This window comes from Bacteroides sp. MSK.20.12, assembly GCF_019052435.1.
GTDB lineage: Bacteria > Bacteroidota > Bacteroidia > Bacteroidales > Bacteroidaceae > Bacteroides > Bacteroides xylanisolvens.
In genome coordinates, this window is record NZ_JAHQVH010000002.1 from 60,778 (window position 1) to 81,777 (window position 21,000).

Annotated in this window: 10 protein-coding genes; all 10 read left to right on the forward strand. The window is 44.2% G+C overall.

Going from position 1 to position 21,000, the window contains the following annotated elements:
- The first annotated feature begins 15 nt into the window (after nucleotides 1-15).
- The 10 genes from KTR06_RS01455 to KTR06_RS01500 all read left to right on the forward strand — a co-directional run bounded on the left by KTR06_RS01455 (nucleotide 16) and on the right by KTR06_RS01500 (nucleotide 20,989).
- Nucleotides 16-2,460 (forward strand): TIM-barrel domain-containing protein, encoded by a 2,445-nt coding sequence (locus tag KTR06_RS01455; protein WP_217289892.1) that lies wholly within the window; start codon nucleotides 16-18, stop codon nucleotides 2,458-2,460.
- Between the two features lie 20 nt (nucleotides 2,461-2,480).
- The gene (locus KTR06_RS01460) at nucleotides 2,481-4,457 is read left to right on the forward strand and encodes a glycoside hydrolase family 97 protein (protein ID WP_117683174.1); all 1,977 of its coding nucleotides are present in this window, start codon (nucleotides 2,481-2,483) and stop codon (nucleotides 4,455-4,457) included.
- A 19-nt stretch (nucleotides 4,458-4,476) separates the two neighbouring features.
- Nucleotides 4,477-5,808, forward strand: coding sequence for a glycoside hydrolase family 43 protein (locus KTR06_RS01465; RefSeq protein WP_121960095.1), 1,332 nt, complete (start codon nucleotides 4,477-4,479; stop codon nucleotides 5,806-5,808).
- A gap of 217 nt (nucleotides 5,809-6,025) precedes the next feature.
- Nucleotides 6,026-7,759 (forward strand): glycoside hydrolase family 43 protein, encoded by a 1,734-nt coding sequence (locus KTR06_RS01470; RefSeq protein ID WP_151923096.1) that lies wholly within the window; start codon nucleotides 6,026-6,028, stop codon nucleotides 7,757-7,759.
- Nucleotides 7,760-7,878: 119 nt separating this feature from the next.
- A complete protein-coding gene (locus tag KTR06_RS01475) occupies nucleotides 7,879-11,022 on the forward strand; it encodes a TonB-dependent receptor (protein ID WP_009039785.1) in 3,144 nt (1,047 codons plus the stop codon).
- Nucleotides 11,023-11,036: 14 nt separating this feature from the next.
- Nucleotides 11,037-12,938 carry a RagB/SusD family nutrient uptake outer membrane protein gene (locus KTR06_RS01480; RefSeq protein ID WP_004309631.1) on the forward strand — a complete coding sequence of 634 codons (1,902 nt, stop codon included), beginning with the start codon at nucleotides 11,037-11,039 and terminating at the stop codon, nucleotides 12,936-12,938.
- Between the two features lie 31 nt (nucleotides 12,939-12,969).
- Nucleotides 12,970-15,780 (forward strand): SusC/RagA family TonB-linked outer membrane protein, encoded by a 2,811-nt coding sequence (locus tag KTR06_RS01485; RefSeq protein ID WP_004309632.1) that lies wholly within the window; start codon nucleotides 12,970-12,972, stop codon nucleotides 15,778-15,780.
- A 44-nt stretch (nucleotides 15,781-15,824) separates the two neighbouring features.
- Nucleotides 15,825-17,582 carry a RagB/SusD family nutrient uptake outer membrane protein gene (locus KTR06_RS01490; RefSeq protein ID WP_004309633.1) on the forward strand — a complete coding sequence of 586 codons (1,758 nt, stop codon included), beginning with the start codon at nucleotides 15,825-15,827 and terminating at the stop codon, nucleotides 17,580-17,582.
- A gap of 44 nt (nucleotides 17,583-17,626) precedes the next feature.
- Nucleotides 17,627-18,694, forward strand: coding sequence for a DUF5627 domain-containing protein (locus tag KTR06_RS01495; RefSeq protein WP_224262915.1), 1,068 nt, complete (start codon nucleotides 17,627-17,629; stop codon nucleotides 18,692-18,694).
- A gap of 30 nt (nucleotides 18,695-18,724) precedes the next feature.
- Nucleotides 18,725-20,989: an endo-1,4-beta-xylanase gene (locus KTR06_RS01500; RefSeq protein WP_240062673.1), complete on the forward strand. Its 2,265-nt coding sequence runs from the start codon at nucleotides 18,725-18,727 to the stop codon at nucleotides 20,987-20,989.
- Nucleotides 20,990-21,000: the final 11 nt, after the last annotated feature.

Consider the following 21,000-nt stretch of genomic DNA (forward strand, 5'->3'; position numbering starts at 1 on the left):
TATCATTCTATAATTATGAAAATACATCATCTATTTTGGGGTATATGTTTATGCTTCAGCACAAATATCTTATTCGCACAGAACTATCAGAAAACATCGTCCGGTATCAAAACCACTGTAAATGCAGTGGATATAGAAGTACAATTCTTTGCGCCTGCTGTGGCGAGAGTAATAAAGTCACCGGAAGGTGTTGCCTATGAAAAACAGAGTCTTTCTGTAATTGCCAAACCTGAAAAGGTGAGTTTCAAAGTTGATATACAAGATAATAAGATTGTATTGAATACCAGTGAACTAAGTGTCAGTGTGGACACCGGGACGGGAATTGTTTCTTATTTCTCAAAGGATGGCAAGTCGTTATTGGCAGAGAAATCCGGTATGCAGTTTATCGATTTCGATGATGCCGGGACAAAAACTTATCAGGTTTATCAACCTTTTGTATTAGATAAGGAGGAAGCTATTTATGGTTTGGGACAATTGCAAAATGGAAAGATGATTCAGCGGAACATGACCAAAAATCTGATACAGGGAAATGTTGAAGATGTGTCGCCATTCTTCCAGTCCACCAAAGGATATGGTGTGTTTTGGGATAACTATTCGCCGACTCTTTTTACGGACAACGAAGTTGAAACATCTTTTCGTTCTGAAGTAGGTGATTGTGTAGACTATTATTTCATGTATGGGAAGGATGCCGATGGTGTAATAGCACAAGTACGCAGCTTGACCGGGCAAGCACCGATGTTTCCTTTATGGACTTATGGTTACTGGCAAAGTAAAGAAAGATATAAAAGCCAGGAGGAAGTGGTAGACGTTGTTCGTAAATATCGTGAATTGGGTATTCCTTTGGATGGTATTATTCAGGATTGGCAATATTGGGGGCATAACTATTTGTGGAATGCGATGGATTTTCAGAATCCGACTTTCAATAATCCTCAAAAGATGATGGAGGATGTCCATGCGATGAACGCACACATGGCTATATCTATCTGGTCGTCATTCGGACCGATGACCAAACCTTATAGAGAATTGGACAAAAAAGGTATGTTGTTTAACTTCACTACCTGGCCGCAATCGGGATTGGAGTCATGGCCCCCCAACATGGAATATCCTTCCGGTGTAAGGGTGTATGATGCTTACAATCCCGAAGCACGTGATATTTATTGGAAATATCTGAATGATGGAATTTTCAAGCTGGGAATGGATGCCTGGTGGATGGACTCTACCGAACCCGATCATCTGGATTGGAAGCCGGAGGATATGGATACCAAAACCTATCTGGGCTCGTTCCGTAAGGTGCGCAATGCTTATCCGTTGATGACTGTCGGAGGGGTTTACGACCATCAGCGTGCAGTGACTTCGGACAAACGCGTGTTTATTTTAACCCGTTCCGGATTCTTGGGGCAGCAACGTTATGGTGCAAATGTATGGAGTGGTGATGTCGCTTCCACATGGGAGAGTTTTAGAAATCAGATTCCTGCCGGATTAAACTTTTCTTTGTGTGGTATGCCTCACTGGAATAGTGATATTGGTGGCTTTTTTGCAGGACATTATAATAAAAGCTGGAATGATGATAGTGCTTCAAAAAATCCATTGTATCAGGAGCTTTATGTGCGTTGGTTGCAGTTTGGAACGTTCAATCCGATGATGCGTTCGCACGGGACGGATGTTTATAGGGAAATCTATAAGTTCGGAAAGAAAGGCGAGCCTGTATATGATGCTATCGAGAAGATGATAGGTTTACGTTACTCTCTGTTGCCTTATATTTATTCTACTTCTTGGGAGGTAAGCAATCGTCAATCGAGTTTTATGCGCGCTTTGATGATGGATTTTGTAGATGACAGAAAGGTGTGGGATATCAATGACGAATATATGTTTGGAAAATCGATCCTTGTGGCTCCGATTACTCATGCACAATATACACCGGAAGCTGTGGTAAAAGTCTCCGAAGAAGAAGGATGGAACAGAGATGGAGCGAAAAAAACAAAAACTGACGCTGCTGTGGATTTCATGGAAACGAAATCTACTAACATATACTTACCGGCAGGAACGCTATGGTATGACTTCTGGACAAACGAGAAACATGAAGGCGGAAAGGAAATTACCAAAGAGACTACACTTGATGTTATTCCATTGTATGTAAAAGCGGGTAGTATCATTCCTGTTGGTCCACAAGTTCAGTATGCCACTGAAAAACCGTGGGATCATCTTGAATTGAAGGTATATGCGGGTGCGAATGGAAACTTCATTTTATATGAAGATGAATTTGATAATTACAATTACGAAAAAGGAGCTTATACGGAAATTCCAATCTCTTGGAATAATGCATCTCGTAAATTGACGATAGGGGCAAGAAAAGGTGCGTATGAGGGAATGTTGAAGAACCGTAAGTTTGCTGTAACTCTTCAGGACGGGACTCAAAAAAACGTCGATTATAATGGGAAGGCAATTTCTGTAAGGTTTTGATTGTAATAGAATGTGTGATTATGCCAACAGAGAAGAATCTAAAAAATAGAAATATGGTGAAGTTTTTTATAGTAATGGCTATGCTATTGGGGAGTAGCGTTGCAAGTGCAGAAAATAAACAGATAACAAGTCCTGATGGGAAGCTGGTAGTAACACTCTCAGATGTGGATGGAAGACCTTCTTATTCTGTTAGTTATGACAATGTTCTCTTTTTGAAACCATCTCCATTGGGGATGATTGCAAATATAGGAGATTTCTCATCGGGGATGTCGCTGGAGAAGAATGTTTCAACAAATAAAATAGATGAAACATACGAGTTAGCTTCTATTAAGCAGAGCAAGGTTCGTTATGTGGCAAATGAAGCTGTATTTTCGTTTACGCAACAAGGGAAAACAATTTATGATGTTATATTCCGCATAAGTAATAACGATGTTGCTTTTAAATATAAGATATATCCGCAAGGTGAGACACTAAGTTGCGTGGTTAAGCAAGAAGCTACGGGATTTGTGTTTCCTGACGGAACCACCACTTTCCTTTGTCCGCAAAGTAAACCGATGGGAGGATTTGCCCGTACTTCTCCAAGTTATGAGACGTCTTATACGGCAGATGATGTCGCAGGGAAAAATGGCTGGGGAGAAGGATATACATTTCCCTGTCTGTTCCGTAATGGAGATAATGGTTGGGTGCTTGTTTCCGAAACGGGAGTAAATGGTGGATATTGTGCGAGCCGTCTGTTGGGACACAAAGGAGGAACGTATACAATCGGATTTCCGCAAGAAGGTGAAGCAAATGGGAATGGTACGGTTTCTCCAGGGATAGCATTACCGGGCGAGACGCCTTGGCGTACTATTACTGTGGGCAAGACTTTGGCTCCAATAGTGGAGACAACGGTTCCTTTTGATGTTGTAAAACCGCTTTATCCGGCAAAAGGAGAGTATACGTATGGACGGGGTTCATGGAGCTGGATTATCGGTATGGATGGAAGTACTAATTATAAAGAGCAACTCCGGTATATTGATTTTTCGGCAGCAATGGGGTATCAATCTGTGTTAGTGGATGCCTTGTGGGATAAACAAATAGGACGTGATAAAATTGAAGAATTGGCTAAATATGGGAAGGACAAAGGGGTAGCTCTTTATTTGTGGTATAATTCGAATGGGTATTGGAATGATGCTCCGCAAACTCCGAGAGGTATTATGGATAATGCGATAGCCAGACGTAAGGAGATGAAATGGATGCAAAGCATTGGTATTCGTGGAATAAAAGTTGACTTTTTCGGAGGTGACAAGCAAATGACTATGCAGTTGTATGAGGATATCTTGTCGGATGCAAACGAGTACGGTCTTTTAGTTATTTTCCATGGATGTACTTTGCCTCGTGGCTGGGAACGTATGTATCCTAACTTCGCATCGAGTGAGGCTGTATTGGCTAGTGAAAATCTTCATTTCTCTCAAGGCAGCTGTGATAATGAGGCCTTTAATGCTACCTTGCACCCGTTTATTCGTAATACTGTGGGTAGCATGGATTTTGGAGGTAGTGCATTGAACAAATATTATAATGCGGATAATGCTCCACGGGGAAGCCGGCGGGTAACATCAGATGTCTACGCACTGGCTACGGCGGTTCTATTTCAGAGTCCGGTACAGCATTTTGCTTTGGCACCGAATAATCTGACCGATGCTCCTGCATGGGCTATTGATTTTATGAAAGAGGTTCCAACGACTTGGGATGAGGTACGTTTCATTGACGGTTATCCTGGTAAATACGTTATTCTCGCCCGTCGTCATGGAGACAAATGGTATATTGCCGGAGTAAATGCGCAGAAGGAAACACTGAAACTTAAAGTTAATTTGCCGATGTTCTCCAATGGGGAAAAGGTGAGACTATTTAGTGATGATAAGGTATTGCAGGGCGGTGTGAAACAAATAGGAATAGGAAAGAAACAAGAATTGCAATTGACTATTCCTTGCAATGGTGGAGTATTAATAACCAAATAACTGTTTAGACAGATAGAATATGAAAAACTTGAATTTTTGGGGTGTATTACTCCTGTTGGCAATGACTGCCGTCACTTCGGGAGTGGCACAAAATCCTATTATCCAGACAAAATATACCGCCGATCCGGCTCCGATGGTATATAATGATACCGTTTTCCTTTATACAACTCATGATGAGGATGATGCCGAAGGATTCAAAATGTTGGACTGGTTACTTTATACTTCCACCGATATGGTGAATTGGACTGATCATGGAGCGGTCGCTTCTCTGAAGAGTTTTGATTGGGTGAAACGTGATAACGGTGCCTGGGCAGAACAAGTCATCGAACGTAATGGCAAATTTTATATGTATTGTCCGATTCACGGTAATGGTATTGGCGTATTGGTATCCGACTCTCCTTACGGCCCTTTTAAAGACCCTTTGAACAAACCGTTGGTTTGGCAGAAGGAGCATTGGTACGACATTGACCCGACCGTATTTATTGATGATGACGGACAAGCGTATATGTATTGGGGCAATCCGAATGTTTATTATGTGAAACTGAATGAGGATATGATTTCATATTCGGGGGAAATTGTACAAGTGGAAAATAAACCGGAACATTACCAGGAAGGTCCGTGGGTGTATAAACGGAACGGGCATTATTACATGGCTTTCGCTTCAACTTGTTGTCCGGAAGGGATTGGCTATGCTATGAGCGAAAAAGCTACCGGACCATGGAGTACAAAAGGATATATTATGCGTCCAACAGAGCGGAGTAGAGGAAATCATCCTGGAATTATCGATTATAAAGGTAGCTCTTATGTATTTGGCCTAAATTATGATTTGCTTCATTTGGAAACATTGGATCATAAGGAACGTCGTTCCACGTCTGTTGCAAAAATGCATTATAATCCGGATGGAACTATTCAGGAAGTTCCTTATTGGCAGGAGACGAAACTGGAACAGATTGAAAACTTTAATCCTTACCGTAGAGTGGAAGCTGAAACGATGGCTTGGGGATATGGTCTTAAAACTGGAAATCATGAGAATGGTGGTTTGTATATAACCGATATCGATAATAATGAATATCTGTGTGTGCGTGGTGTCGACTTTGGCAAGAAAGGAGCAAAGAAATTCAGTGTAAGCGCAGCTTGTGTTGAAAAAGGCGGAATGATAGAAATTCGTCTGGATAGCACTGAAGGGCCGGTAATAGGTAGTGTCAGTATATCACCGACAGGAGGACTGGATATATATAAACAGATGTCATGTCGGATAAAGAATGCAAAGGGTGTACATGATCTTTATTTCTGCTTTAAAGGAGAGAAAGGAAACAAACTTTTCAATCTGGATTATTGGGAATTTGAATAGCTTTTATTCAAAAAAAAATAAGATTGTAATGTGTTTATAATCAGTGCAATTGTTTGGGTGTGCTACAAGGGAAAAGATAGATGTAACATTGAAAATGAAGATGTTATTTAGGAAAAGAAGCCCGTAACATAATTATGTTTGTAGTTTTATGAACTGGCATATCTTTGCAGAAAAGATCAGTAATTCATATTTGATTATAAAGAAAATAAGAAGTATTATGAAGAATACACAGGTAATACAATTAATGTCAATCGTCTGGCTCTCCATATTTATGCTGGGGATAACAATGATGTCATGTAGCTCAAAGAAGGAACAACAATTACCGGCTATTGGAAAATCTGTGGCCCTCTTTGATTATTTTTCTTATAAGGGAAATGATGATTTTTATATTTCCAATCCTCTGTCAGGTGAAGACTATTTCTATAATCCTATTTTGCCGGGATGGTATTCTGATCCTAGTGTTTGTACAAATGGAGAAGGTGATTATTTCCTAGTAACATCTACATTCACTTATTTCCCCGGTATTCCTATTTTTCACAGCAAAGACTTGGTGAATTGGAAACAGATAGGGCATGTGTTGAACCGTGCTTCGCAATTAGTGAATATGGAAGGACAGAAAGTGAGTGGCGGTATTTTTGCTCCGGCTATTTCTTATAATCCGTATAACAAGACATATTATATGGTAACAACCAATGTCGGAGCCGGAAATTTCTTTGTTAAGACGCAAGACCCGTTTGGTGAATGGTCGGAACCCATCATGTTGCCGGAGGTCGGAGGTATTGATCCTTCTTTCTTTTTTGATGAAGATGGTAAGGCATATATTGTTAATAATGATGAGGCTCCGGATAATAAACCTGAATATAGCGGACACCGTACTATACGCATACAAGAGTTTGATGTGAAAACAGATAAGACGATCGGTCCCCGTAAAATTCTTGTAAACAAAGGAGCTCAACCGGCAGACAAACCAATTTGGATAGAAGGTCCTCATTTATATAAGATAAATGGAAAGTACTTCTTGATGTCCGCCGAAGGTGGAACGGGAAACTGGCATTCGGAAGTGATTTTCCGTGGTGATTCTCCGATGGGTAAGTTTCTTCCATGGAAAAACAATCCGATTCTGACGCAAAGACATTTGAATTCTGACCGTCCTAATTCGGTAACCTGTGCTGGTCATGCAGACCTGATTCAAACAAAAGAGAGAGATTGGTGGGCTGTTTTTCTGGCTTGTCGCCCTATTAATAATCAGTTTGAGAATTTGGGACGTGAAACATTTATGATGCCGGTGAAATGGAGTGAAGACGGATTCCCGTACATGACACAAGGAGATGATTTAGTACCTATGATTGTAAAACGTGAAGGTGCGAAACGCGATACGACAGTTACTTATGGTAATTTCGAGTTAATAGCGAACTTTGATTCTCCTGTACTTGATATGCCATGGATGACTTTAAGAGCTTCTGCTTCCGATTTATATTCATTGACGGAAACGCCCGGATACCTGACCTTGAAGTGTGCAGATATTAGCGCTACGGAAAAGAAAACTCCGGCATTTGTCTGTCGTCGGTTACAACATCATAAATTTGAATGTGCTACCCGTATGTTGTTCAATCCTTCTAACGATAAGGAAACAGCCGGAATGTTATTGTTTAAAGATGAGGCGCATCAATATTTCTTCTGCTTGAATAAAGTGGGTGAGAATAAAAATATTTCTCTGAAACAAATCGGTGAAAAGGAACAGACATTGGCTTCAGATGAAATAGACGCAGATACAAATGAGGTATATTTGAAATTAGTATCTCAAGGAATTGGTTACGACTTCTATTATTCTATTGATGGTGAAAAAAACTGGAAACTGCTTTGTAAAGATGTAGATTCCAGTTATCTCTCTACTACAACGGCTGGTGGATTTACCGGTACTACAATTGGATTATACGCTACTTGCAAATAATTATTTTTTTTATATAAATCTAATACTAGCAACTATGGGTGATATTTATAATGATAGCTAATGCAATTAAAAAAGAATGATGATTAGAAAACAATGTAGTTAATTAACATCTTAAACTAATGGTAATGAAAAATGTAACGAAGAAAATTCAAAAAATTCCTTACCTGTTTCTCCTTATGTTGTTTAGTTTTGTAACAGCATCAGCACAGAAAGGGATAACGGTGAGGGGAACGGTTCTTGACAGTAATGGTGAGACAATCATTGGAGCCTCAGTAACTTTAAAAGGTAATAGTTCAATAGGTACAATCACAGATATAGATGGCAATTTTGTATTGACTGTGCCCGGTGAGAAGTCTGTCCTTATTGTTTCGTATGTAGGAATGAAACCGCAGGAAGTAAAAGTGGTTTCTAAAGGTCTTATTAAAGTAACATTGGAAGATGACACCAAGCAACTGGAAGAAGTGGTTGTGGTGGGTTACGGACAACAAAAGAAAGCGTCTGTGGTAGGTGCTATTGCACAAACCACTGGTGAGACATTACAGCGTGCAGGTGGTGTGTCGAATGTGGGTGCGGCATTGACGGGTAATTTGCCGGGTGTGGTGACTTCTGCCTCTACTGGTATGCCGGGTGACGAAGACCCGAAAATTGTAATTCGTAGCGTTAGCTCGTGGAATAATAGCGAACCGCTTATCCTTGTGGACGGTATCGAACGTCCGATGAGCAGTGTGGACATGAGTTCTGTACAGTCTATATCTGTATTGAAGGATGCGTCGGCAACTGCTGTTTATGGTGTGAAGGGTGCCAATGGTGTCATTCTTGTAACCACTAAGCGCGGTAACGAAGGTCGGGCCAAGATTGACGTAAGTATGAACATGACGGCTAAAGTGGTTTCTGCTCTGCCGGGAAGAATGGAGTCGGCGGATGCGTTGTATGTGCGTAATCAGGCTGCCGAATATGAGTTAGGCTTGAATCCTGCTTCTTGGAATAAAATATTGCCGATGGAGACGATTGACAAATATCGCCATCCTGCTAATTTGGAAGAGGCCGAACGTTATCCGAACGTTGACTGGCAGAAAGAGCTTTTCAAAGATTATGCCATGTCATACAATCCGAGCATCAACCTGTCGGGTGGTACACGCCACGTCAAATATTTCGCTGCGGTAGACTTTCTGCATGAAGGTGACTTGTTCCGCGAATGGGACAATAACCGTGGTTATCAGGCAGGTTACGGATTCAACCGTATTAATGCACGTAGTAATTTGGACTTCAAGATTACCAAAACTACCGTATTGAAAGCCAATATTTTCGGTTCTTACGGTGTGAAGAAATCACCGTGGGGAGTTGCCGACGATTCATTTGGTGCCTCGCAGTTGTGGCAGGCTGCCTACAGTTCTCCGTCAGACGCTTTCTTGCCCCGTTATTCCGACGGTACGTGGGGATACTACAAGCCCAATTCGCAAGGTGCGCCGAACTCTGTGTTGAATCTCGCCAATGCAGGCTATGAAATGCTTACTACTACCCGCGTCAATACTGACTTTGTATTGGAACAGGATTTGAGTTTCCTCGTAAAAGGATTACGTGCAAGTGCCATGATTTCGTGGGACAACGTGTTTGTGGAAGCCGGTCGTGGTGTCAATGACTTGAATCACGGGACGCAGACCAAATGGATAGATCCGGAAACAGGCGAGGTGCATTATAGCAACGCGCAAACCGACTCTAAAACCGGACTCGATTTTCAGGAAGGTATCTTGTGGTCTACAGCAGGTGGTGCTGTGCGGGACTGGTCTACTCAACGCAATCTTTTTTATCAAGGACAATTGTCATGGAGCGGCAAGTTCGGTGACCACGATGTCAGCGCCATGGGAGTGTTCAACCGTACCGAACGAAGCACTGGTAGCGAATTCCCTCACTATCGTGAAGACTGGGCGTTCCGCGCCACTTATAGTTATGGCAACCGTTATTTCTTGGAATACAACGGTGCATACAACGGTTCCGAGAAGTTTAGTCCCGACTATCGTTTCGAGTTGTTTAACTCAGGTGCGTTGGGCTGGATGATAAGCGAAGAAAAATTCTTCAAGCCTCTCCGTAAGTGGGTAGATATGTTGAAAGTACGTTATTCTATCGGTGAGGTAGGTGACGATAATCTTGGTATTCGTTTTCTATATGCTACACAGTGGGCTTACGGAGGTAAGTCTTTCCACGGTTTGAACAATCGAACCGAGTCTCCTTACACTTGGTACAAGGAAGCTACGGTAGGTAATCCCGATGTACATTGGGAAACAGCTTTGAAGCAGAATATCGGTGTTGATTACGCTTTCTTCGATGGTTTGCTTGCCGGTAGTTTGGAATTTTTCTATGACAAGCGTTCGGACATTCTTGTAGCCGGCGACAAACGTGCCACTCCCGGTTATTTAGGAATTTCCGCCCCGGCTGCCAACTTAGGACGCGTGCGTACGAAAGGATACGAATTGGAACTTCGTGTAAATAAAACATTGAACAACGGTCTTCGTCTGTGGGGTAACTTCAATATGACTCATGCTGAAAACAAGATTCTCAAATACGATGACCCTGTGTTGCGTCCCGCATACCAGAAGTCGGAAGGATTTGCCATCGGACAAGACCACGCTCATCTTACGGCAGGATTTGCCAACACGTGGGACGAAGTATTCGCCATGCCTACACACAATACGATGAACGATCAGAAATTGCCCGGACAGTATATCACTATGGACTATAATGGTGATGGCGTGATAGATGCCAACGACAGCGCTCCTTACGGCTATACGGGTACTCCCGAAAATACGTACAACGCTACTATCGGATTCGATTACAAGGGATTCAGCTGCTTTGTACAGTTCTATGGAGTGACCAACGTCAACCGTTATGTGGGTTTTACTTCCTTGCACAATAACGTGAATACTGTATTCGACGAAGGAGTATTCTGGTCGAAAGATCGTTTTGATGCAGATGCTCCCATGCCTCGTATCAATTCTACTCCGAGTTATTATGAAGGTACTCGCTTCCATTACGACGGTTCGTTTATTCGTCTGAAGAATGCTGAAGTGGCTTACACTTTTACACAACCTTGGGTAAAGAAAATTGGATTGAACAGATTTAAAATATTCCTGAACGGAAACAACCTTTGGGTATGGTCGCGTATGCCGGATGACCGCGAATCGAACTTTGCAGGTACGGGATTGGCTTCGCAAGGTGCTTATCCTACTGTACGTCGTTTCAATCTGGGTATTAAATTTGACCTTTAAAACATCATCGAATTATGAAAAAATACATTATAAAATATGCTGTAATGGCTTGTTTGAGTCTCGGATTGACGGGTACGACTGCTTCGTGTACCGACTATCTGGACAAGGCACCCGAATCGGATGTCACTCCGGAAAATGCCTTTAAGGACTTCCACAATTTTCAGGGATTTGTAGAAGAGCTTTATGCTTGTATTCCCGACATGGCCAAACAATACTGGTCAAACTCTTGGAACTGGGGTGAAGACGAAGTGATTGGTGTAGACTGCAATTATCACATGGGCTATAAAGTGGACCAAGGCGACTTTTGGGGGTGGCAGGCTGAACACGACGGCTGGGGGGCCGGATTTATGGATTGCAAAACTCTGAATCTGGACTTTACTACTCCGAACGACGGATTCAGATGGAACCGCGACTTGTGGCCCGCTTCTTGGTACGGAATCCGTAAATGTAATACGGGATTAGCAAATCTGGACCTGCTTACCGATGCAACGCAGGAACAGAAGAACGCCATTGCCGGACAGCTTTATTTCTTCCGCGGGTGGTTTCATTTCATGCTGATACAATATTTCGGCGGATTGCCTTATATAGATAAGGTGTTGCCTCCCAACGAAACATTCAACGAGCCGCGACTCAGCTATCACGAATGTGCCGACAAGGCTGCCGATGATTTCCGGATGGCTGCCGATCTGCTGCCTATTGATTGGGACAAGACATCTATCAGCCCGAGCACGAAAGGATACAACCAACTGCGCATCAACAAAATCATGGCACTGGGCTATTTAGGTAAAAACTACCTGTGGGCAGGAAGTCCGTTGATGAACAAGGTGTCCACAGGAAGCGAATCCTACAATCAGGAATATTGCCGGAAGGCTGCCGAAGCGTTCGGGGAGTTGCTTACGCTGGTAGAGAACCGACAGACGCAATATAGCTTGGTGGACTTTGAGGACTATTCCGACCTCTTCTACACATACGGAAAGAATGCCCAAATGCCGGGTTCTACAGAAGCATTGTTCAGAGGATTGGTGGCAGATGGCTGGCAAAACTCAACTTTTGGTTTAGCTCTTCAGTTTGTGCCTGCCAGCTATAAGAAAGATAACAATCCGCAACTCTCGCCCACAGCCAACTATGTACACTATTACGGTATGGCAAATGGATTGCCGCTCGACGACCAGGAATCCAAGTGGGACAAGACTCATCCTTGGAAAGGACGCGACCCACGTTTCTATCATGATATTCGCTTCGACGGTTCGCCTATGGTATCTGATGCAAAAAAAGATTCGGAGGAGGTCGGTGACTTAGCCGTTGCATCCCTCTACACAGGCGGAAACGCCCGTGACGACCAGTTCGGAAGCCGTACCGGATTCCTGCTTGGCAAGTTTATTCCGGTGACAGCCAATAAATGGGATGATGGCTGGGGATGGAGTCCGCAGATGCATATCTATTGCAGCTATATGCGTCTGGCAGACATTTATCTGATGTATGCTGAAGCTGCGGCAAATGCTACCGGCTCGTCTACAGGAAAGTCAACCAACTGTACACTTACGGCACTGGCCGCAGTCAACACCATCCGCAAACGTGCGAGAGTAGAAGGTGTCAATGCCAAATATACCGGTTCAATCGATCTGTTCAACAGTGAGATTCGCCGCGAACGTGCGGTAGAACTTGCATACGAAGGACACCGTTTCACTGACTTGCGTCGCTGGTTGCTTATCGACAAGAAACCTTATACCGAAAAGACTGCTGTCGATTTCCAACGGGTAGGCGACCTTGCCGAGAACCCTCAGGAAACAGCTGTAAGCGGCTATACATATCGGGTAATCGTGACGCGTAATTTCACGGAGAAGCATTACTGGTTGCCTCTGAAATTGTCTGACGTGACCTTGTATCCGGAGTTCTATCAGAATCCGGGATGGTAAACAAGTGACTTATTAAACGAAATAGAATATCATGAAACAAATTCATAAAAATATAATTCTTAGCGCCGGACTATTGTTTGCTTCTGCCGGGCTGATGGCTCAGACGGATGTGGAGAAGACTGATACATTGGCTCAGAAAGTGAATGTGGCTTTCCGCACAGTGGACCGGGCGGATTTGATGGGTGGTGTCTCGTCCGTCAATGTAGAGGAACTGACTAATAAAAGTTATTCGCTGTACAGTCTCGACAATATGCAATCTTTAGTGGGAGGTTACAACGGACAATTATGGAACATGGGCGAAGCGTTGGTATTGGTAGACGGAGTCCCTCGTGAGGCAAACAACATTCGTCCTACCGAAATAGCCCAAATCACATTCCTCAAAGCAGCGCAAGCCGTGGTGCTTTACGGCAGCCGTGGTGCGAAGGGAGTCATTCTTATCACCACGAAGCGCGGATGCGATAAAGACTTGCGGGTGAGTGCGCGTGCCAATGCCGGTATCAATGTGCCTAAAAGCTATCCTAAATATCTGGCTTCTGCCGAATACATGACGTTGTATAACGAGGCGTTGCGTAACGACGGGTTGGATCCCGCTTTCTCGGATGAGCAGATTTACAACTATGCAAGCGGAAGTAACCCTTACCGTTATCCGAACATCAACTTCTTTTCCGATGACTATATTCGGAAGACAAGTCAGGACTATAACGGAGTGGCCGAGTTTTCGGGCGGCGGACGCTACGCCAACTTCTATACGAACATCGGTTACGAGAGTTCCAACGACTTGCTCAACTTCGGTGAAAGTAAGAACAACCGCAATTCGCGCCTGAATATCCGCGGTAATGTGGATTTGCGTATGAACGATTGGATCAGCGGTTGGGTAAATGCAAATGCTATCTTCTACGATTCCCGTCACGATAAGGCAGACTACTGGGCTAACTCGGCTACGTTACGTCCGACTGCTCCCGGTTCGGCGCCTCTTGTACCTTTCATTCCCATTGAGTTTGTCGATAAAAACGATGCTGCTTCGTGGACGTTGATCAATAATAGCAATTACCTTATTGACGGCAAATATCTATTGGGAGGTACGCAGTTGAACATGACTAATCCTTTTGCTGCCATGTATGCGTCCGGTTATCAGAAAGCTACTTCACGTCGTTTCCAGTTTGATGCGGGAATCAACCTCGATTTGTATAAAGTACTGAAAGGATTGTCATTCCGTACACAGTTCTCCGTAGACTACGGAACTTCTTACATCACTTCTATCGACGACGACTATGCAGTGTATGAAGCCTCTTGGAACAATGCTTTCGGAGGCGACCGTATTACTTCATTGACTAAGTACAATATGGACAAGCATACCGGTACGCAAAACGTATCGGGCAGTACGGCGTATCAGACCATTTATTTCTCTGCACAGTTCGGCTATCAGAACACTTTTGCCGACAATCATCATGTGAATGCATTGTTGTTGGCTCAAGGCAGCCAGCAGACCTATTCGGGTACCTACCATCGCACTAGCAATTCCAACTTGGGTTTGCAACTCGATTATAACTATGCCGGTAAGTATTACGCCGATTTCAGCATGGCAGCGGTTCATTCCGCCAAATTGCCCGAAGGCAACCGGATAGGGCTTTCGCCTTCGTTTACGTTGGGATGGCGTCTTTCCGAAGAGGGTTTCCTCAAAGATGCCGATTGGCTCGATAACCTGAAACTGATGGCAGGCTATAGTGTGCTCAATCAGGATTTGGATATCAGTGATTACTACATGTATGCTACCAAGTTTACACAGGCAGGTACGTGGTGGGGATGGAGCGAGGTAAACAACTCGATGCAGACCACCGACTTCCTGCAAGGTGGAAACCCCGACCTCGGCTACATCAAGCGTAAGGAATTTACGGTAGGATTGGACGCTTCTCTTTGGAAGGGATTGGTGAGACTCAATGCCAATTACTTCGTAACCAATACCGAAGGATTGCTGGCGCAGCCCCAAAATTATCCGTCTTATTTCCAGACTTATTATCCGAAGTCCGATATGCGTCCTTATATTAACATGAACAACCAACGTCGTACGGGTGTGGACTTGAGTGTAAATGTGGGCAAAAAGCACGGTGACTTTGAATGGAATGTGGGGCTTGTGGGTATGTACTACACCTCCAAGAACACCAAATGGGACGAGAATGTGAAATATGACTGGCTGAAAGCCGAAGGTGAGGCGATTGATGCTTTGCGCGGATATCAATGCATCGGATTCTTCAAAGACGCTGCCGATGTGGAAAGCTCGGCAAAGGTGAATGCTAATACCAAACCCGGTGATTTGAAGTATGTAGACCAAAACAACGACGGTGTCATCAATGAGCAAGACCAGGTGGTATTGGGCAAGTGGGGTGCTTCCTGGGTGATGGGTCTCAACCTGACTGCCAAGTACAAAGGCTTCACATTGTTTGTGGCAGGCACCGGATCGTTTGGTGGCAAAGGACTGAAGAATAATAGTTATATGCACGTGTATGGCGATCGCAAATATTCTGAAGTGGTTCGCGGACGCTGGACGGAAGAGACGGCAGATATCGCCACATACCCGCGTCTCACAACACAAGGTGGCGACCTGAACTTTGTGGCTTCCGACTTCTGGTTGTACGACACTTCACGTTTCGATTTGAACCGTGTTCAATTGTCTTACGACTTCCCGGCTGCTATGCTGAAAGGCAAACTTGTGAAAGGTTTACAAATCTATGCCAACGGAACAAGCCTGTTGACCTTGGCGAAGGAGCGTAAATATATGGAGATGAATGTAGGGACTTCTCCCCAATGCCGTTCGTACGCACTGGGTGTAAAGGTAGACTTTTGATGGGTCTCTCGTTGTAGAATATAAAAATATAGAATAAATAAGTCATGAAGAAAATTATAACAATATGTGCCTTTGCCGCTTGTCTGACCGGATGCGATGACTTGTTCGAACCGGCTATCGAGAACAACCTCGGACTGGAATATATGTACGAGAATTCGCAATATGCCGAAGGAATACTGGCAAATGCCTATACACGCATACCCTGCGCAGGCTATTCTTTCAACGACGTGGCTACCGATGACGCTGTGAGCAATGATGCGGAAAACAGCTGGCGTAAAATAGCCTCCGGCATGTGGACGGCAAACAACAATCCTGCCGACCGTTGGACTTCCTGCCGTTCCGCCATACAGTACATCAATCTTTTCCTTGCCAATGCCGACAAGGTGAAATGGGCGAAAGACGAAGTGGTGGCGCAGATGTTCTGCGACCGTGAGAAAGCGGAAGCCTATGGCTTGCGTGCCATGTATATGTATTACCTCCTCGAAGCCCATGCGGGCTATACCGAAGACGGTGTGTTGATGGGGGTGCCCATCCTGACCGAACCGGAAGCAGCCGGATCCAATTTCAATGTGCCCCGCAGCACATTTGTAGATTGCATGAAGGCGTTGAAAGAAGACGCCCGGTTGGCACTCGAAGGATTGCCTTGGGAATATGGTGACGCAGCGGAAATGCAACGCTTGTCTGCTAAATATGCAGGAGCAGACCAAGGCAAAGTCACCCGTGTGTTTGGCGCAAACTTTATCGGACGTATGTCCGGAAAGGTGGTGGAAGCGTTTGTGGCAAAAGCGGATTTGCTCGCTGCCAGTCCGGCATATAGTGACCAGTCAGGCGTTGATTGGAAAACGGCTGCTGCTAGTGCTGCAAAGGTGCTGAATCATATCGGAGGGGTAGACGGTATGGATCCTACCGGATGGACATGGTATTGCAATGTAGATGATATTGAAAAACTTAGCCCAACCGAATCACCTGCTGAAATTCTGTGGCGTGGTGAACGTGCCAAATCCCTCTCGCTCGAAGAAGATAACTTCCCGCCCACACTCTACGGTAACGGACGTATCAACCCAACTCAAAATCTGGTGGATGCATTCCCGATGCTGAACGGTTATCCGGTGTCTCATCTGTCCGGCGAATATGATGAAAATCTTCCGTACGCCAACCGTGACCCGCGCTTGGAAGCATACATTCTTTATAATGGTTGTAAGGCAGGCAATACGAATAAGGAAATCTTTACGGCAGCCGACGGAACTACCAATGATGCACTGAACAAGGTGGTAGGACGTTCTACCCGTACCGGATACTATCTGCGCAAACTGTTGCGTCAGGACATCAGCCTCGACCCGAATGCGAAAGCTGACCAGTATCATTACACACCGCGCATCCGCTATACCGAGATATTCTTGGCGTATGCCGAGGCGGCAAATCAGGCGTACGGTCCGCAAGATAAAGGAGGCAACGGCTATTCTGCTTATGATGTGGTGAAAAAGTTGCGCCACCGTGCCGGCATCGGTCGCGACAATGGTGATGCTTACTTGGAATCCATCAAGAACGATCAGGCAAAGATGGCGGAACTCATCCGCAACGAACGTCGCATCGAACTTTGTTTCGAAGGTTTCCGTTTCTGGGATTTGCGCCGCTGGAAGAGCAATCTGACCGAAACCGCTAAAGGGATGAATATCAGTGGAACCCGTTATACTCCGATGGAGGTAGACAAACGCTCGTTCAGTGAGTATATGTATTACGGTCCTATTCCTTATTCGGAAGTTCTTAAGTATGACGAACTGAAACAGAATCAGGGTTGGTAAACCGATAGTGTAAATTTAATAAAATGCTAAAGCATACAATGATTATGAATAAGACAATAATGAAATGCATGGTCCTTGGCTTGTTGTTTGCCGGCTGTGAAAACGGAGACAAAGAATTCGACGATTACGAATATCAGACCATCAGTTTTGCTACTCAGACTCCTATACGCACCATCACATTGGGCGAAGATGTATATCCTACCGAACAAGACAATGAATATCGGATGCAGATCATCGCTACATTGGGCGGTGTGTGGTCAAACCGCAAAGAGCGCACAGCACAGATTGTTATCGATGAAAGTTTGTGTACCAATGCTTATTTCGACAATGGCAAGCCGATACTTCCTATGCCTAAGGAATATTATACTTATTCTTCGGAACAGGTGGTATTTCCCAAAGGAGACATTTATGGACGTATGGACATACAGTTGACCGATGCTTTCTTCAATGATCCTCTCACGCCCGAACTCACCTATGTCATTCCGGTACGGTTAGCACAGGCTTCAGACTCTATCTTGGCGGGCAAACCTAAAGTTGAGTCTCCCAATCGCTTGAATGTGGCAGACTGGGACGTGCTTCCCAAAGACTATGCGCTTTATGGGGTGACCTACAAAAACAAGTATGAGGGCGTTTGGTTGAGTCGTGGCACAGACCAGCTCGACATCAATGGCAACACTTCTACGCTCAACCGTAACCCGCAGAATATAGAGAAAGCAGACCAACGTACATTGGGAACTATTGCCCTCAACAAAGTGCGTTATCCTCTTTCGCTTTCGGTGGATGTGGTGAATGAGAAAGGCGAATCTTCCAAGCAAACGTTGACAATGGACTTGGTGATAACGGTTGACGACAACGGCAATTGCTCCATCACTACCGACACACCGGGGGCTCAGGCAAGCGGTTCGGGCAAGTGGACCTATCATGGTGCCAAGAAAGCGTGGGGCGACAAAGACCGCGACCTGTTCGAACTGACCTATGAAGTGACTTATGCGCCTTATGTGTTGAATGCTGTGACCGGTGAAACGGGCACTGCCAAATGTAGCAGCACGGACGCGCTGGTGTCACGCGACAGACAGAGCAAATTTGAAACTTTTAACGTGAAGTTGAAGTGAACCGCAATCTAAACAATTTAAGAAAACTACATGAAGATGAATAGAAAAAATAATATGGTATGGGGCACGCTGGTAGCAGCTTTGCTGGCTTCTTGCGTGGATACCGAGATTGCCGATGTCACGGTGACAAAACCGGAGTCGATAGCGCAATACGAGTATCTGAATGATTATGCCCCGCTGAAATCGTACATAGACCGTGCAGCTAATCCCGATTTTAAATTGGGATTAGCGTTGGCAGCCAACGAATTTATCGAAGGAGGATTGGTATTTCGTTTAGCGGAAGCCAACTTCGACGAAGTGACCGCAGGCAATGCGATGAAATATGCTTCGTGTGTGAACGATAAAGGGGAGATGAATTTCGAAACTGTGGATAAATTTGTCACTGCCGCCCAAGCTGCCGGAATTACTATATATGGACATACATTGGCTTGGCATGCACAGCAGAATAATAAGTATTTGAATTCTTTGATTAAAGACAAAGAATTGCCGCCCTCTGTAGGAGAAGGAAATTGTTTGCATATCAATACTTCTGAAGCGAAGGCGAATCCATGGGATTGGCAAAATTACTATGATTTGGAATCTCCTCTTTTACAAGGGAAATCTTATGTATTCTCTATGAGAACCAAGGCTTCATCAGCTGTGACATTTCCGCTTTGGATAGAAACACCGAATGCTGGTAATACACATTATGGCATACCACAGATTTCAGCAGGAACTACATGGAGCACAATAAGCATTGAATTTACACCTAATAGTGATTGTTCTCGTTTGTTATTCAATTTCGGACAGTTTGGAGGAGATCTTTGGTTTGATGACATGGTGCTGGTTGAAAAAGGTTCTGAGCAAAATATGATAAAGAACGGAACTTTTGAAGAAGGAAATCTGCCTTCTAATTGGTCTAAACCAAGTTGGCATGCGCATTCTTATTCAATTATACCTACACCGGGAGATGCGGCAGTAGAGATTTTAACTGACATCATTACTAATGGTGATGCGCAAGGCAGTGAAACTACCAATTTTGTTTCTACTCATGTGGGAGGAGCTAATGCTGCTTGCGATATTGTTGATGGAGTAGGTAAAGACGGTAGTCGTGCTTTCGTTGTTACTTCTGCTGGTGGAGGAACAAACAGTTGGGATACTCAATTCTTTTTGTATGCTGACCGTCCGTTGGTGGAAAATGATGTTGTACGTATCTCTTTCGATTATCGTGCAGATACATCCAATAATTCTGAGTCTCAGGCTCATGCTGCCCCTGGAGCTTATATTCATTATGATGGTGGGTGTGCTGTTAGTTTCACTACGGAATGGCAACACTTTGAAAAAACTATTACTATTAACACTACCCTTTCTCCTGAGGGAAACATGCAGACTTTTGCATGGAACTTGGATGTAGGCGCGCCCAATGCACCTGCTAATAAATATTATTTTGATAATATCAAATTGCAAATAGTTACTAAAGGTAACACTATTCCTCTTACTCCCGAAGAGAAAAAAGAAGCGCTTACTCGGGCAATGAACAATTGGATTGAAGGAATGATGAAAGCTACTGGTGGTTACGTGACTACTTGGGATGTAGTGAACGAAGCTATTTCAGGTGGTGGCAACGACGGTGAAGGTTTCTATGTCTTGCAATCTGCATCTAATGCCGGTGCTGACGCTGCCAATAATTTCTACTGGCAAGATTACTTGGGTAGTGAAGATTATGTTCGTATTGTTGTAGCTGCCGCCCGTAAATATTATGCAGAAAACGGTGGTGTTAAACCTCTCAAACTTTTCATCAACGATTACAATCTGGAATCCACTTGGGATAACAATCAGAAAGCCAAGAGCTTGGTACACTGGATAGAGAAGTGGGAATCTGACGGTGTGACAAAGATTGACGGTATCGGTACACAGATGCACGTGGCTTATCGCGCCAATGCTGCTGACCAGCAGAAGCAAGAAGAACATGTAGTGAAAATGTTTGAAATCTTAGCCAAGAGTGGCAAACTCGTGAAAGTATCTGAGCTGGATATGGGATATGTGGATGAAAGCGGCACTACGGTGTTGACAAAGGATATGACAGAAGAACAACATAAAGCGATGGCTGAATATTATAAGTTTATCGTGAAGAAATACTTCGAGATTATTCCTGTGGCACAGCAATACGGCATCACGCAGTGGTGTGCTACCGATGCTCCCGGTGCCCCCGGTGATTCTAACTGGCGTGGCGGTGAACCTGTAGGTTTATGGGATTCCAACTACAACCGTAAGCATACTTATGCCGGTTTTGCTGACGGATTGGCTGGTAAATAATAGAGATTGAT